The organism is Rhodospirillales bacterium (assembly GCA_028824295.1).
Lineage (GTDB): Bacteria > Pseudomonadota > Alphaproteobacteria > TMED109 > TMED109 > VXPW01.
On the sequence record JAPPED010000025.1, the window covers coordinates 22562 to 37398 of the forward strand.

At 59.7% G+C, this 14837-nt stretch carries 14 protein-coding genes; 7 read left to right on the forward strand and 7 right to left on the reverse strand.

Features of this window, described 5'->3' with window-relative positions; genetic code table 11:
• Nucleotides 1-51 precede the first annotated feature (51 nt).
• Nucleotides 52-549: a hypothetical protein gene (locus tag OXH60_10515; GenBank protein MDE0712551.1), complete on the reverse strand. Its 498-nt coding sequence runs from the start codon at nucleotides 547-549 to the stop codon at nucleotides 52-54.
• A gap of 309 nt (nucleotides 550-858) precedes the next feature.
• Here OXH60_10515 and OXH60_10520 point away from each other — a divergent pair, with 309 nt between their 5' ends.
• Together OXH60_10520 and OXH60_10525 are read left to right on the forward strand one after the other, a co-directional pair.
• A complete protein-coding gene (locus OXH60_10520; protein MDE0712552.1) occupies nucleotides 859-2409 on the forward strand; it encodes a DNA methyltransferase in 1551 nt (516 codons plus the stop codon).
• A gap of 291 nt (nucleotides 2410-2700) precedes the next feature.
• The gene (locus OXH60_10525) at nucleotides 2701-2877 is read left to right on the forward strand and encodes a YegP family protein (GenBank protein MDE0712553.1); all 177 of its coding nucleotides are present in this window, start codon (nucleotides 2701-2703) and stop codon (nucleotides 2875-2877) included.
• Here the strand turns inward: OXH60_10525 and OXH60_10530 are convergent.
• Nucleotides 2861-3313: a hypothetical protein gene (locus OXH60_10530; protein MDE0712554.1), complete on the reverse strand. Its 453-nt coding sequence runs from the start codon at nucleotides 3311-3313 to the stop codon at nucleotides 2861-2863. The genes OXH60_10525 and OXH60_10530 overlap by 17 nt on opposite strands.
• Before the next feature lie 415 nt (nucleotides 3314-3728).
• Between OXH60_10530 and OXH60_10535 the strand changes: the two genes are divergently transcribed.
• The gene (locus tag OXH60_10535; protein ID MDE0712555.1) at nucleotides 3729-5021 is read left to right on the forward strand and encodes a cystathionine gamma-synthase family protein; all 1293 of its coding nucleotides are present in this window, start codon (nucleotides 3729-3731) and stop codon (nucleotides 5019-5021) included.
• A 320-nt stretch (nucleotides 5022-5341) separates the two neighbouring features.
• On the opposite strand, the gene OXH60_10540 is transcribed toward OXH60_10535, so the two are convergent.
• The 4 genes from OXH60_10540 to OXH60_10555 all read right to left on the reverse strand — a co-directional run bounded on the left by OXH60_10540 (nucleotide 5342) and on the right by OXH60_10555 (nucleotide 8698).
• The gene (locus tag OXH60_10540; GenBank protein ID MDE0712556.1) at nucleotides 5342-6346 is read right to left on the reverse strand and encodes a DUF4062 domain-containing protein; all 1005 of its coding nucleotides are present in this window, start codon (nucleotides 6344-6346) and stop codon (nucleotides 5342-5344) included.
• A 9-nt stretch (nucleotides 6347-6355) separates the two neighbouring features.
• A complete protein-coding gene (locus tag OXH60_10545; protein ID MDE0712557.1) occupies nucleotides 6356-7204 on the reverse strand; it encodes a hypothetical protein in 849 nt (282 codons plus the stop codon).
• Nucleotides 7205-7489: 285 nt separating this feature from the next.
• Nucleotides 7490-8431, reverse strand: coding sequence for a toll/interleukin-1 receptor domain-containing protein (locus OXH60_10550; protein MDE0712558.1), 942 nt, complete (start codon nucleotides 8429-8431; stop codon nucleotides 7490-7492).
• Between the two features lie 30 nt (nucleotides 8432-8461).
• On the reverse strand, nucleotides 8462-8698 hold the full coding sequence (locus tag OXH60_10555; GenBank protein ID MDE0712559.1) for a DUF2188 domain-containing protein: 237 nt from the start codon (nucleotides 8696-8698) through the stop codon (nucleotides 8462-8464).
• Nucleotides 8699-8790: 92 nt separating this feature from the next.
• Between OXH60_10555 and OXH60_10560 the strand changes: the two genes are divergently transcribed.
• Both OXH60_10560 and OXH60_10565 read left to right on the forward strand, forming a co-directional pair.
• Nucleotides 8791-9654: a WYL domain-containing protein gene (locus tag OXH60_10560; protein ID MDE0712560.1), complete on the forward strand. Its 864-nt coding sequence runs from the start codon at nucleotides 8791-8793 to the stop codon at nucleotides 9652-9654.
• A 968-nt stretch (nucleotides 9655-10622) separates the two neighbouring features.
• A complete protein-coding gene (locus OXH60_10565; protein MDE0712561.1) occupies nucleotides 10623-11567 on the forward strand; it encodes a hypothetical protein in 945 nt (314 codons plus the stop codon).
• A gap of 684 nt (nucleotides 11568-12251) precedes the next feature.
• Here OXH60_10565 and OXH60_10570 read toward each other — a convergent pair.
• Nucleotides 12252-13052, reverse strand: coding sequence for an SDR family oxidoreductase (locus tag OXH60_10570; protein MDE0712562.1), 801 nt, complete (start codon nucleotides 13050-13052; stop codon nucleotides 12252-12254).
• Between the two features lie 1004 nt (nucleotides 13053-14056).
• Between OXH60_10570 and OXH60_10575 the strand changes: the two genes are divergently transcribed.
• Together OXH60_10575 and OXH60_10580 are read left to right on the forward strand one after the other, a co-directional pair.
• Nucleotides 14057-14206 (forward strand): hypothetical protein, encoded by a 150-nt coding sequence (locus OXH60_10575; protein MDE0712563.1) that lies wholly within the window; start codon nucleotides 14057-14059, stop codon nucleotides 14204-14206.
• Nucleotides 14207-14258: 52 nt separating this feature from the next.
• Nucleotides 14259-14837: hypothetical protein (locus OXH60_10580; GenBank protein MDE0712564.1), on the forward strand; the 579-nt coding region annotated here is incomplete at its 3' end.

A 14837-nucleotide genomic window follows, 5' to 3' on the forward strand; every position in this document is an offset into this window, starting at 1 on the left:
CATAACTTGGCCGTTTGGCCACGTTATGAGGGGTCAGCGGTATTGGCCACGTTATGAGGTGTCCATTCGCCGCGCCCAGCACCTGAGCTCCCGGACCCGCCCGGGCAGGCGTTTCCGCAGCGAATTCACCCTGACGCCAAGCGTTCTGGCCGCCTTGCGCAAACTCACCGTCTCCGGGTCTCGAAGCATCGCTTCGAAACGTGCGTCGATCTGGTCCCAGTCGATGGTGGAGCGCCGCCGCTGGCCGGGTGGTGCCCGAACCTCCCTTGGCCCGACCGGCAGGTCACCGCCGCGAAGCAGGAAGTGGATCGGGCGCACGCCAAGCTGCATGCATAGCCGCAATAGCGATTCAATGCTGACGGTGCCACTTGCCATCCATCTGGATGGCGAGTGAACCGAAACCCCCACCCGCCGCGCGAATGCCGACCGATTGCCGTCGTCCAGCGTGTCCACGAGATGCCGGACCACGCGCGAGAAGTCGCTGGGCGTCGCCGTGCGCGCGAGGGATGCTTCGCCATTGCCTCCAGGGCGGCGCAGAGGTCCGCGCACACGCGGGCCATCCAGATCTGGCGTGGCGGGAGGGTTCCCCGACCCGCTGCAGGCTGTGCTGCGGCCAGATCCGCGGCACATTCGGCGCACCATCCCACGGCCGTGTCGTGCGGCAGCCAGGGCTGGACCACGCCGCACCCGGGGCAGCGCATCGCCAGTGCGCAACCTAGACCATCGGCTGCCAAGTGACTTGTCGTTGAACGTGGGCGAAGGGTGACTCGGCCCCGTCTGGGAACCAGGCTCCTCGTATCTGAGCCATCTCCCGGAAATTGTTACATTGCGCTCTTGTCGCGGCATCGGAGGCACGCGATGGGCGCTTTGCGGGGCGGGCATGCGGGCACGGGCGATCTGCCCTTCCCGAACGCCGGCACTCCCAACTGGGCGAACCAGACGATCTGGACCGGCGACAACCTTGACATCATGCGTGGCATGAACAGCGAGTCGGTCGACCTGATCTACCTGGACCCGCCGTTCAACTCGAAGGCCAACTACGCTGCGCCCATCGGCTCGCAGGCGGCCGGGGCTGCGTTCAAGGATACGTGGGGCCTTGACGACGTAAACCTCGCTTGGCATGGCGAGATCAAGCACGAGTATCCGGGCCTCTACGACCTGCTGAACGCCACCCGCCGGATCCACAACGATTCCATGATGAGCTACCTGATCTACATGGCGATCAGGATCATGGAGATGCGGCGCCTGCTCAAGCCGACCGGGAGCATCTACCTGCACTGCGACCCGACTGCGGGGCACTATCTGAAGTTGCTGATGGACTCGATCTTTGGCGCAGAGCGGTTCCGCTCGGAGATCGCTTGGAAGCGGAGCAGCGCCCACAGCGACACCAAGCAGGGACGTCGGCAGCACGGCCGAATCCACGATGTGCTGCTCTATTACACGAAGGGCGACTCTTGGACCTGGAACCCGGTCTATACCGAGTATGACGCGGAATACGTCAGCAGGTTTTATCGCCACGTCGAAGCCGGGACTGGCCGACGGTACCGAAAGGGGGATCTGACCGGGGCGAAGCCAGGGGGCGACACCCGCTACGAGTGGCGCGTGAAGCGGCCGGCCAAGGGCGATTGGGAAGCCGATCTCGGGGACGAGTGGAGGACAGGGCCCCGGCAGGGATGGGAATATCGGGGCGTGCTGCCTTACAAGGGGCGCTACTGGGCCTACGCTAGGGAGCGCATGCGCCAGTTTTCAGAGCGGGGCCGGCTCGTCTATGCGCGCTCGGGGATGCCCAACTACAAGCGCTATCTGGACGAGATGCTGGGGGTGCCTCTCCAGGACCTATGGACCGATATCGGCCCCATCGCGCCGAGAACCCGCGAGCGCACCGGATACCCCACGCAAAAACCGCTGGCGCTGGTGGAGCGCGTCATCGCCGCCAGCTCCAACGAGGGCGACGTCGTTCTTGATTCGTTCTGCGGGTGCGCTACGGCCTGCATCGCTGCGGAGCGGCTGCAACGCCAGTGGGTCGGAATCGACATTTCGCCAAAGGCGGCCGACCTCGTGAAGTCCCGCATGCAGGAAGAACTCGGCCTGTTTTTCAATGGGGCGCACCGTTCCGACATTCCTCAGCGAACCGATGTTGGGGTCGTGCTTCGCTACAACGACGAGCGCAACCGTCGGTACCTCTACGGCCAGCAGGTCGGCTACTGCGCCGGCTGCGAAAACCACTTCGAGCTTCGCAACATGGAGGTGGACCACATAATCGCGCGCTCAAAGGGCGGCACCGACCACATCAGCAATCTGCAGCTGCTTTGCGGCGCCTGCAACCGGACGAAAGGGACCAAGTCGCAGGAACAACTGCTGGTGCTCCTGACCAACAAGGGGTGGCTCAAGCAGCGCCACGCAGCCTAGCGTGGCTGCTCCCCCGGGCCAAATTTGGCTGACGACAGCGATGCGTAGCCCGTCGCTTTGCCTCTCGCACCGAGCTGTCGGGTACGAATCTGCATTCGAGTCAAGACGTTGTATCGACTCGCATTTTGTTCCCGAAATGGGCTATAATGCGAAAAGCCCCCAGGACCGGAATCCTGGGGGCTTAACGATGTAACCCGCGGAGGCCAAGCCGCAGGGAACGATGCATGCGCCTGATTGGTAGCAGCCTCGGACTCTGCGGTCAAGCCTCGGCACACTCACTGGAGTTGGCCAATGGCTTACTACAAGCTCAAGAAATCCTCGGACGGGCAGTTTTATTTCAACCTGCACGCCGCTAACCACGAGGTGATCGCGACGTCTGAGCGTTACACGACGAAGCAATCAGCCGAAAACGGTATTCGGTCCGTGCGTGACAACGCCGGAACCCAGGACGTCAGGGACGAAACCTGACCCCGCCCGACGGATAACCGGGTATGGCCCGCTCGATGCGGCGGGCCATGCTCGCAAGCTCCTCCCTACTGGCGATGCAGCTGCCAACTTCTCCAAGGTCGAGATGATGGGCCATCTCATGAATGAGGCCCGTGTCTCCCAGAATCTCCTCGACGCCACGCACGCCCGATTTCAGCGCGAGAAACCCGACGAAGCAAGCGCGGTGCATCGTCTCCGGCGTGACCCCGTGCTCCTCAACCTGTTCGGCAAGTGAGGCAGCGTCCTCTGGCGAGAGCCGGCGGAACGGACGGCTGTCGATGTAATCCGTCTCGCCCAAATTCCTAGCCCGGACGACCGCCTCGATGCTTGTGGGTGAAGCCTTGATGACCGTGGCAAACCGCCGCCGTTGACCATCGGGATTTGGTAGCGAGTATGTCGCGCTGTAGTAGCAGTCCATTGGGCACCCTCCGATTACTGCCGCATGATGGCTTCTTGCGCGACAAAAAGCCTGCCGCATGTTCGCTAGTCGGAAATTGATACGTGGTCTGCGTGACCTGCTCCCCGAAAGTTGGACCACGCAAAACGAGAAAATTCTCAGTCTTGGAGCTGCCTAGGTCCCGGGGAGCAGGTCAAAAGTGAAGCCATCGGAAGTCGAGAGTTGGATGTAATCCTTCCTGACACCCGTTCCTTCCGCCAGTGACATCTCTGAAACGGACGGCGTCTGCGTTGCTTCCAGCGCATTTGGGACGAACGGGCGCTACAACAGGGCTGGTTGCGGATAGGGGCGACCAGGCACATTGACCAGGACAATTCCGCGTCGCTTCCGCCGCCTGCCCACGCCCCGGCCGACGTGGCCACGACAGGAGGTCGCAATGTCAGGAGCAAAGTCCTTTCGGCGTACCCGCATCGGCGATCGTACGCTGCACCCCGCCACGCAGATGATGTCGTACGGATATGACCCGTCCATGTCCGAGGGAGCCGTCAAGCCTCCGGTGTTTCTGACCTCGACGTTCGCCTTCCAGTCGGCGGAAGAAGGGGCCGACTTCTTCGACGTGGTCGCGGGACGCAAGGCGGCACCGCAGGACGGTGGCGCCGGCGGTCTGGTGTACAGCCGCTTCAACCACCCCAACACGGAAATAGTCGAGGACCGACTGGCGCTGCTGGACGGGGCCGAAAGCGCCTTGCTGACCGCCTCGGGCATGGCCGCGATCGGGGCGTTGTTCCTGACCATGGCCCGTCCGGGCGACGCCGTCGTCCACTACACGCCGCTCTACGGCGGCACGGAAACCCTGCTGACCAAGGTCATGCCTGCCTTGGGGGTGCATTCGGTTCCGTTCACCGATGGGTTGTCGGAGACCGCGCTCCTCCACGCGCTCGACACTGCGGCGCGCCTGGGCCCGGTAAAGATGCTGTACTTGGAAACCCCGGCGAACCCCACCAACGCCGTCATTGATCTGGCCATGACGCGGCAGGTGATTGACCAGTGGTCGCGGACGGACGCCGAGCGCCCGATCATCGTCTGCGACAACACCATGTTGGGGCCGGTGTTCCAGAAGCCCATCGCACTTGGCACCGATATCTGCGTTTACTCGCTGACCAAGTACATCGGTGGGCACAGCGACTTGATCGCGGGCGGCATCACCGGTTCGCGCGAACTCCTGAACCCCATCCGCCTGACCCGTAGCGCCTTCGGCTTTCAACTCGATCCGCACTCTTCCTGGATGCTCTCCAGATCGCTGGAGACCCTGTCCCTGCGGATGGAACGGGCCGCCCAGTCTGGGTCGCAAGTTGCAGCCTGGCTGGCTCAGAACACCATCGTTCCCTGCCGGGTGCTGCACCCGGAGCATGCGGATGACCCGAAGGCGGCCGAGGTATTTTCGGCGCAGTGCAGCGGACCCGGGTCAACCTTCTCCTTCGCGGTCGACGACGACCGCTCGCTTGCGTTTCGGATCCTGAATGAACTGAGCCTGTTCAAGCTGGCCGTGAGTCTGGGCGGTACCGAGTCGCTGGCCTGTCACCCGGCTTCCACGACCCATTCGGGCGTGCCGCCGGAAACTCGCCGCGCCGCCGGCGTGACAGACGGCCTCATCCGGCTTTCCGTCGGACTGGAGCATCCCGAAGACCTCATCGAGGATTTGCGACAGGCCTTTACCAGGGCGGTGTAGGGCGAGTGGTCCTAGGCGAGCCAAGCCCTGCAAGACAGGTCGAAAGGTGGCGCACCTCTCTTGCTGCCGGCTCGGACGTCAGGCAATCACGGCAGGTCGGTGGGAATCGCTACATTATGTGACAAGATTCACGGTATTGGCCAAGTTAATGTTCCAATGCCCGTCGGCAGCTGTGCGATGAACGCCCTGATGTGACCCAAACCGGGCGACCTACGGCCACATAGTGGTGTTGCCTGTGGCCAACAATTCGGGACTTGTCCGTACGCCGCCGTGTTGGCACCTAGCGTTCGAGCGAAAAGGCACTGCCCAAAGAACTTACTCTACGAACGGTTGTTCGCCGACTTAACCGTTCGCAGCTGCATCATCAATTCCTCACCCCTCTTCGTCAATTCCCAAAATAGAGCCATCCCGCCCTTGGATGTTCTTGTGTAATTGGTGCGGATTAGTCCCAAGGCTGTTAACTGTAAGCGAATAGTCTGAAAATCTTGGTGATCAACGCGAACTTGTTGAGGTTCACCCGCAAAATTCTTGCGCCAGATCGCAACACCCAAGGCCGCATCGACTGTCCCGTCACTTGGATGCTTTTGCAAGTCAGGGGAAATCCACCCAAATAGCTCGTTCCAGCTTACGGAGACCTCCCTTGTCCTATTTCCCTGCGGGAAAGACTCGTAGTAGTTCAATCGCAGAGTAATGGCTTCCTCCATAGGAGCTAAGTCCGTATTCTTCGCAGAGGCTCGTGATTCCAATTCGGACACACTGGCTTGCAGTTGGACATTCTCTTTGCGCAATATGTTTAGATCTTCCAGCAATTCTCCGCTGACCACATTGGTGGCACGAACCCAGCCAACCGCCGGATAAACCTTAATCGTTTTCGACAAACTTAGTGCTACCAGCCCTGGTAATTCGGCAGCGTCGCTCCACATCTTCACTAATCTGTTTGTTCTGACTTTCTCACGAAATGTTTCCAATTTGCTCCTTAATTCTGGGGCAATATCAGATTTTCCTACAGGAATTTCGTCTGGTCGTTCGTGCAAGAACGCGAGGACTTTGAGCCCACGGGCAATAGCATAATCATATTCTTTCTCCGTATAACTCATTCCTTCTTCTGTTAATGATCCATAGCGGCCACCAATGATCACAATGTAGTAATCACAGTCATCTATCACGCGTTGAATGAATTTCCACTGCTCCTCGTCTGTAGCAGGAAAAAGCTCCATCCCGGCCGGAATGCAATCCAATTCCATGACAGTTTGTATTACCTTCTGACGTTCTTCCTTTAGGTCTGCGTAGGTCGAACTAACGAAGATCTGATAACGTTTTTCCATTTCCTGAACCTACGGTGTCTTGCGGACTGGTGTCTGACCACCCGAACCGCGGAGATTCGCTACTTTGCCTAGCAGATCAAACCAGAACGGCGCCCCTAGACTCACGGCAGCAGTAGTAATGATCCACCCCAACAACGTCTTGAGCCAGTCCAAGGCACTGCTAGGAGCGGCGCTCCAGCCGATGGGAAAAGCTTCTAGGTCGTCTAAGCTGCTGGCCTCGAGTCCCGAGACCTCGCCGGTTTGCGCCGCTACCTGAGCCTGTGCTGCGATCTGTGTCCGCAGCGCGTCGTTGCGCCAAAATTCTTCAGCCATATGAATGGAACTGGCATTGGTCGCCAATGTAACGGAGCCTGCGATCGCAAAGATCATCACCTTGGCTTGACGCTTGTACCAGCCAGCCACCCTTGACATACCTTCGTCAAACCAGCCAGCAAGTCTATCTTTCAGGGCAGTGGCAGCATCGTCTCCATCGTCGATGAGTGCCGCGAGGACTTCCTTCAGCGGATGATCCGAACTTATGCTGCTGACCAGGGCCTTGGCTTCTTCGGCTGAATGGGCCACGTAGGACTTGCCATTGCTTTCCTTGGCGATCACTTCCAAGACGACCCCGCTGAGCGTGTCAGGGTTAATGTAGGACGGCAGTTTCTTGTCTTTTGACAAATTCTTGATGAGCGGATGCTCGTACACTTTTTCTGCATAAGTGCCGCCTAGCAGGTTCTGGACGCCCTTGCGCAAGTTCTTCGAACGCAATGCGCACAGGCTGGCTATCCACTCCTGGACAGCTGACGCTACTAGGCTAAGCACGACATAGAAGAAGATCAGTCCAAGACCAACATCAATTATCGGATGGTCCAACATTGCAATTGTTACCCCTCAGTTTGCTACAGGTATCCCTGCTTGCCGATTCCGGTGAACATGTTGCGTCTGCGCACGATTGAATTTCCTTAGGCGCAAACACCAAGTAGATCTCTCCGTCGAGGCCTCATCTATTCCCATCCCCGACGGATGTCGGTTCGATTGCACTGCGGGCAGTGGACCGGCACCGACGGTTGATTGCGCCTCTCCGCTTCTAGCCGCTCGCGCCCGCTCAGTACCTGAGTCTCGAAACGGTGTCCGCAATTGTTGCACCGAAAACGAACCAGATCAGTCACTGGTTACTCCTGCTCGTTCCAGAAAATCCTCCCACAGTCGTTCGGCAGCTGCCTCCGGAGTCAGCCGTTCTTGGTCCCCTCCAAACCCCATTGCTGAGCTCAGGTAGAGCTCATATTCGTCGGCATTGACCGTAAACATGCCGTTTGCCGTGTTGGGCGGGGCGCTTTCGGCGAACGAATACGAAATGTCGCCGAGCGCTGTATTCCCACTACGCCCATGGACAGTGATGTGTGCCGTACCGTGTTCACGCGCTCGGTTGACGATCGTGCAGGTGAAAGAGGCGGGGGAAAGCAACTTTATGCGCCCTCTCAGGTCCTCTATCGCGTCAATTTCCGCAACCGCACGCTCGAAGTAGCCTCGGATCGCGCCAAAGGCTGCCTCGCGAAAATCGCTGCGGTCGATCTCGTCGAAATCCCGCTTCACACGATAGCGGCGGACTCCCGGCTGAACAGGCGCTGCCGGAATTGTCGCCTCGCCCCGCTCCGTGCTACTCGGCGCCCCTTCGGCGTCCAGTATCCGCCTCAGTTCCCGTACGACATCAACGAAGGCATGGTTCTCGTTGGTCCATTCGCTGACCGGCTTGCCGTCTCGAGGAAGTGCCTTGAGATCTCGGAGGGGAGTGGAGGGCCAATCACAGGGCTCCAAGATTATGGGAACCACTCTGGCGTGGCCCGACCGATGGCGTTCGAGGGCTCGGTCCATTTCTCTTTCCACGCAATAGTCCGAGGCAAGAAAATCTGGACTGACCAGCAGCAGGAATAACCGGGAGGCTTCCAGCCGTTCGGCGATCTCGGCGTCGATTGCCCCGCCTGCGAGGATTTCTCGATCAAACCATTCATCGATGCGCCGATCCCGGCGAAGCACAGCCAAATGGGTGTGCAGCCGATCGAGAGCTGCTTCGTCCTTGTGTGAATAAGAGATAAATACCTTCATCTTCAGCGCTTTTCCCGGAGTTGGTCCTGACTAGTGCTTTCGGTCACGTGGCGGGTTGGGATCGTTTCCAGGCGGCACCGTGTCGGAGTCCCGCCATCGGCCATCCCGTCCCTGGATGCGAACTTCGCCCCCTCCCAGATTGGCGACCGTCTGTTTGGCTGCCTGCTCAGCCTTGCGCTGAGTCCCGTGCACGCTGCTTGCCCGTTTGCCACCCGGGGCCTTCACGGCCCAGCCTTTTGGATGCTTGGTCACATAGCGATCCGCCATCAACATTTTCCTTTCCGGTTGACCTCGGGACCTCGAAGGAGGTATATCGTAGATCCATAAAGTTTCTTTGTCCATATAGAAACTAGACGCGTATGAGTGCAGGAGTATCGGAACTGAGGTGGGGCATCGAGCGTCGCCTCGAATTCATAGAATTCCGGCTGTACTGGGAGGGAGGGATCAACCGCAGTGACATCGTGGAACAGTTCGGCGTGTCGGTACCTCAGGCCTCCAAGGACCTCAGCCGGTACCAGGAGCTCGCGCCAGACAACATGGCGTACGACAAGAGCGAGAAACGATACTTCCCGGCTCCTCACTTCGTGCCCCGGTTTTATCGACCGGATCCAGACGAGCACCTTGCTCAGCTCAATGCCGTGGCCACGCTTGCCGTGCCACCCCAGGAAACCTGGTTGTCAAGAACTCCGAACGTTGACTCACTGCCAGCGCTACAACGCAAAGTTGAACCCGAGGTCCTGCGCGCACTACTAGATGCAGTAAAGGACGAACGGGCCTTGGAAATTCTGTATCAGTCGATGAACCCCGTGCGCCCCGAGCCCGTGTGGCGGGGAATCAGCCCGCACGCCTTCGCCAACGACGGCTACCGCTGGCACGTTCGCGCTTTCTGCCACATCGACAGCTCCTTCAAGGATTTCCTGCTCTCTCGTTGTCTCGACTATCGTCCTGCCGGCCGCGCACTAGGGAAGCCATCAGACGATCGAGACTGGACACAAGTCTTGGATGTAGAGCTTAGACCCAATCCAAAATTGTCCAAGTCTCAACAACTCGTAATTTCTGACGATTATGGAATGGAGAACGGCAAGCTTAAGGTTTCCATCAGGAAATCACTCTTCTTCTACTTCGAACGCCACCACCGACTTGATTTGGCGGAAGCCGTTCACAGGCCACAGGAAGCACCTGTTGTCATTGAACGTCGAATACGTGCAACCTCCCAAACGTGACAGCAATCGCGGGCACGTCTCGACTCTTCACAACGCGGGGCCGACGACGAAGGCGCCTCCATGCCGACTGGACCCGAGACGCGCCCGGGTACCGCAATGTGAAGGACGTTTTCGGACACGCGACGAGGCGACGGATATCTGATCGAACGACAAGGCCCTACGGTTCGCCCCAACCACATGGAGGCACTTATGCCGCCAAGGAAGCCGCGGAGGACCGTCCATCTGGAAGCCAGCGTTTGGTAAAACGAGCAGGACGACAAAATTCACAATGCTGCGAAGGGAGATCACGGCTTCATCACGACCGTGAACTGGGATCCTGCCAGCCTGCGCGGACACCCAAACCTGTTTCGAAAGCTCGCCCAGCACCTGCGAGACCATGGTGCCTTCCCCCGGGATGAGGGCCCAATACCTGAGCGTCTATTGAGCGGGCAACCGGTGCCTGTCGCCTCGTAGGCGGATTGACCTAATGAGCGGGACACGCTCGGATCCGAGAATTTGCTGGCTGTCCGCGGTCCAAACTCAGAGGAACAGGTCTAGCACGTGCGCCAACATTACGACTGGATCAGCCGATCCAGGCTGACCGCATAGGCTGCTACAGGCTCAAAATGCACACACCGGTCCTGTGGAGGCAACCCGATCTGCTCAGGGAGAGCCGGTCCACATCATCATGCCGACGCCGACGGTCACAACGCGCCCAGTGACAACACTGACACGGCGAAGTAACTGCCGAGCTAATTGGGCTGGCGAGCCGACGCGTTCGACGCGGGTCCGGCTGCACTCCAACTGCTGCGAATGCTCAGGAGCGAGGCCCCGGGGGCAGCGCAGGCATTGAAGACGGTGGCGGTCAACGGGCGGTTCGATCAGCGCAGAAGGCTATCAATCAGTTGTCGGGAAGACTTAGCCGAGCGATTGCGGTATAGCCCCGATAGCCAACGCCGCACTCGACGGCAGACGGACAGGGGACGAAATTGGCCGTAATCGACCTATTTTCCCATCAGAAGCAAGTTGCCGAAGGCGGCACGCCTGATGTCTTCACCTATGACTCGCTGCCCGAACGGCTCTTGGTTCAAGTTATCCACATCTGGAAAGACGCCATTGGCCCGTATTACCAGGCCCAAGGTTACGAGTTGGAAGAGCCGCCCCATAACAATGTCGGATGGCAGTACATTCATGACACGATTGCCCGAGAACACGGGGTATTCCAGCTGGGCCGCATCGACCGCATCGACGAGCGTTGCCAGACCTACCTTCGAAAAAGCCCCTCGGTTGACGCGTCGCTCGACCTGATCGAAATGAGCTTCAGGTACGTCGACCGGCATGTGCGACAATGTAGCCAGTACGAGCGAGAAGACCTTGGCATCGCGGTTACGGCAGACGCTGCAATCGAAGAACTGAACGAGCGATTCCGGCGCGCCGGCGTCGGTTACCGGTTTGAGGGCGGAATGCTCATCCGCGTGGATTCAGAGCTGGTCCACTCCGAAGTAGTCCTGCCAGCATTGCACTTTCTCCAACACAAGGGCTTCGAAGGCCCGCGTGGCGAGTTCCTGAAGGCGCATGCTCACTTCCGTGCCGGCGAAACCAAGGCCGCCGTCATCGAGGCGAACAACGCTTTCGAAAGTACATTGAAGACGATTTGCGACCAAAGAGGTTGGTCGTATCCGGAACGGCCCCGGGCATCAGATCTGCTTAAGGTGGTGCGGGAGAAAGGCCTCCTACCCAACTACCTCGACCAGTCGTTTGATCAATTGACCGCCACGCTGAAGTCTGGTCTGCCGAAAGTCAGAGGAGAAGAAGGCGGCCATGGGCAAGGATCGATCGCGCGTCCCACGCCGCAGTATGTGGCAGCATATGCGCTACATCTCGCGGCGGCACAGATTCTCTTCCTGGCCGAGGTGCATAGAACCGAGGGCTAGTAAGCCGCCAAGCCGGCCCTGCTGTGGGATCAGTGACTTGCTCCCTGGTGGGATCACCCATTGCGAGAACAATCTCGGATAGGATTTCGTGGCCCGATCGGGGAAGAGGCCATAAAGCGGTCGAAGTTCAGTGAGCAGCAGATCACGTTCATCCTGCGCCAGGCGAAGGAAGGGACGCAGGTCGAGGAGGTGCGCCGGCAGGCGGGGACTTCTGTGCAGAGGTATCCTTGTGAAGGCCCCACCGGTCAGGCGGCCAGTGCTACAGACCGTGCTGCGCGCGCAGCTTGACACGAGCTTCCTCACAAGAGCTGCGGTATTGGCCAAGTTATGCCCCATAGTTCGCGGTATTGGCCAAGTGTTGGTCCCGCGGCTCCCCACTACAGTGCTAGAAGCGCCCTGATTCGGGCTTGATCGCGCGATTCCCGGCCAACTTATGGGTTCAGGTGCGGCCAACAATTGGGAATACCGACAATTTGTGTCGGGAATTTCATAATTTGGCCGAACGGCCACGTAATGAGCCCCAGACGGGAACGGCCAGGTAATGAGCCCTCTCTTTCAGGGCACGCCGACGCAGTTCTTCGACCTCCGCGGGCAGGCGTTGGTGACCTGCCCCCACTGAATTGGTCCACCGTGAAGGTGAGTGAACGGAGGCCTTGGACTTGGTGCCGGGGAGTTAGGCTCGGACTACGCCGCTAGGTAGCCGTCATCGCACATGATGGTGTGGCCGGTCACCAGTTCGGACGCATCGCTCGCGAGGAAGATTGCAGCCCCGATCAGATCGCGCGGCAAGCCCACCCGCGGCCGGAGCATACGCGCCTTGATGAAATCGGCAGTGAGCGAGGTCGTCTGGGCGGCCTTTTGGGTCATGGGGGATTCCATCAGAGTGGGTCCGATGCCATTGACGCGCACACCTCTCTCGCGCCACTCCAACGCCAAGACCTTGGTCACTTGGGCGACGCCGCCCTTCGACGCGATGTAGGCGCTCGACAACGGATAGGCGATAAAGGAGCCGATCGACGCCATGTTGATGATGCTGCCCTTGCCCTGCTCCAGCATGACAGTGCCGAACGCCTGACAGCACAGATACGTGCCCTTTAGGTTGAGATCAATGATGTGGTCGAAGCGCTCCTCGGGGAACTCCTCGGCGGGGCTTCGGTGCGCAGCGCCCGCGCTGTTGACGAGGATGTCGATGCGTCCGTGCTCGCGCCGCACCGCTCCCGCAACCTCGACGCACTGGCTCCGCTTCGTCACGTCAAGCGGCACCGCGACGGCGGTCCCGCCCTGCTCGTCGATGACCGCCTTGGTCTCGGTCGCGCCCTCCTCGTTTATGTCGGCGACGACAACCGTGACGCCGCATTGCGCGTAGCCGATGGCGATGGCCCGACCGAGTCCGCTTCCGCCGCCGGCGATCACGGACACGCGGCCGGTCAGGTCGAAGATATCGCGCGCGTAGCCGAGCGGAACGCTGCTTTCATCCGATGACATGGACACTCCGGAGGGTGTGTGGAATGGGGTGACCGACGTGGGCGCCGCCGTGATACTCAGATCTGCCCCCACAGCCGCTTGGTAGCTGGCACCGTCTCGGCAGGAATTGATCGGGGCTGATCACCACAAGAGTGTCATCGAGTGTCAAGGCTGACGATCCTTCCCTGATTGGTGACATCTGATTCGGTTGAAACAAGCCAGGTATGGACCTGTGCCGGGCCGTAACGATACCGTCTAGAGAGGCTGGCGACGGGCGCGGAAGTAGGCTTGGGCGGCATTGCGCAACAGCATTTGGATGCCGTGGGTCCGGAATTCTCTCACATTGCGAGTCTTGGTCGAAGCCAAGTGCAATCCGGGAATGCGCAAGATGGAAGCCTCCAAATACCTCGCCGATGTATTTGTACCAGAGTAGCCGGACCCTGCCGTCGCAACGCTGGAGCGTGATCGATGCGCCCTGTGGGATTGTTCGCGTTGCCGGATCATCGGGCGCGGTCGTTGATGACCTGCTCCCCGGAAGTTAGACCACGTAAAACGAGAAGCTTCTCGGCTTTATGACCTGCTCCCTCGAAGTCGGACCATCCAATACGAGAATTTTCCCGTTATCCGTGGTCCAACTTCCAGGGAGCAGATCAGTCGCTCGCCTGCAAAGGTCTTCATTGCGGCGACTGGTGAAATCAGGATCACAGCTTTTCGCGCCACAAGGCGGCACCGTCTATCCCACACAAGCATTGGGTGACAGGTGTAACTGAGCCTGACACGAAATCGAGGCCAGCCAGCTTTGCCCTAGAAACGACGCGTTCGCTGTCCAGCCCCGTTATGTCGTTTGGCTAGCTCGTCTCTGCAGCTGCGCCAAGAATGCTCTCGCCCCGACTCCGGACGCCTGTAGAGGGATGTTTCACGCGCGGGAGACCTTCCAGACTAAGCAATAGTTGGGTTGCCGTTCCGCGACCGAGATGCGGCCCAGCGCCCATCGCTCAATGCTCTCCATCCGGCGGCAATCTGCCATGCGCCCCATTGCCAAGCCCGTCATCGCCCTGATGATCTCGCAGTCGCTCACTGCATGCGGGGGCGGAAGCTCTCCCACGTTCGCCGGCCAGCAGGTCGACGAGATCACCAACGACCCGAGTTCCTCGGGAAGAGCCATGAACCCGTGATTGGCGTGTTGTACCGAGATGATCTGACGGCGGCCTTCGGAGACGACCGATAGTGCGCACAGCCAACTACGTACTGATACTCGCCTGCACCTGTCTACTCACGGCCTGCGGCAGTTCGAGCCCTGGATCGACGGCTAGTGGCCTGACCCTTGACCCGGAAAGGGTCGCGGTCGGCCTGCAGGGAGGTTTCCAGCTAAGGACCGGAGGCGCGGCCGGCCGCCTTGCCAATGCCAGCTACGAAGTCTTTGACGAGTGGGAGATGCCCGTTGTCGCCGGCTTCCCCGTTTCGGTCGGTCGCCATCACGTCGATGGCACGGACAACGTCAAGGCGACGTATAGCAACAAGACCGAGCGCGAGTACTTCTTTGGGCAGGGCGGGCTCGAGTTCGGGTACTACATACGGTTTCTGGACGATGCACTGATCGTCTATCCCTACGCGCATTCCAATTTTCCCTTTGGCACTGTCGAAAGGGTTGCCGGCAGTGCCGGCTATTCGGGCGCAATGGTTGGGCTTTACGAGCACCGCGGCGAATCCATCCTTCGCGCTGGTCCGTTCGCTGCAGACGCAGCCTTCGAGGTCGATTTCGATGCCGACACTTTGACCGGGACGATTACCGGCTTCAGGGACGGC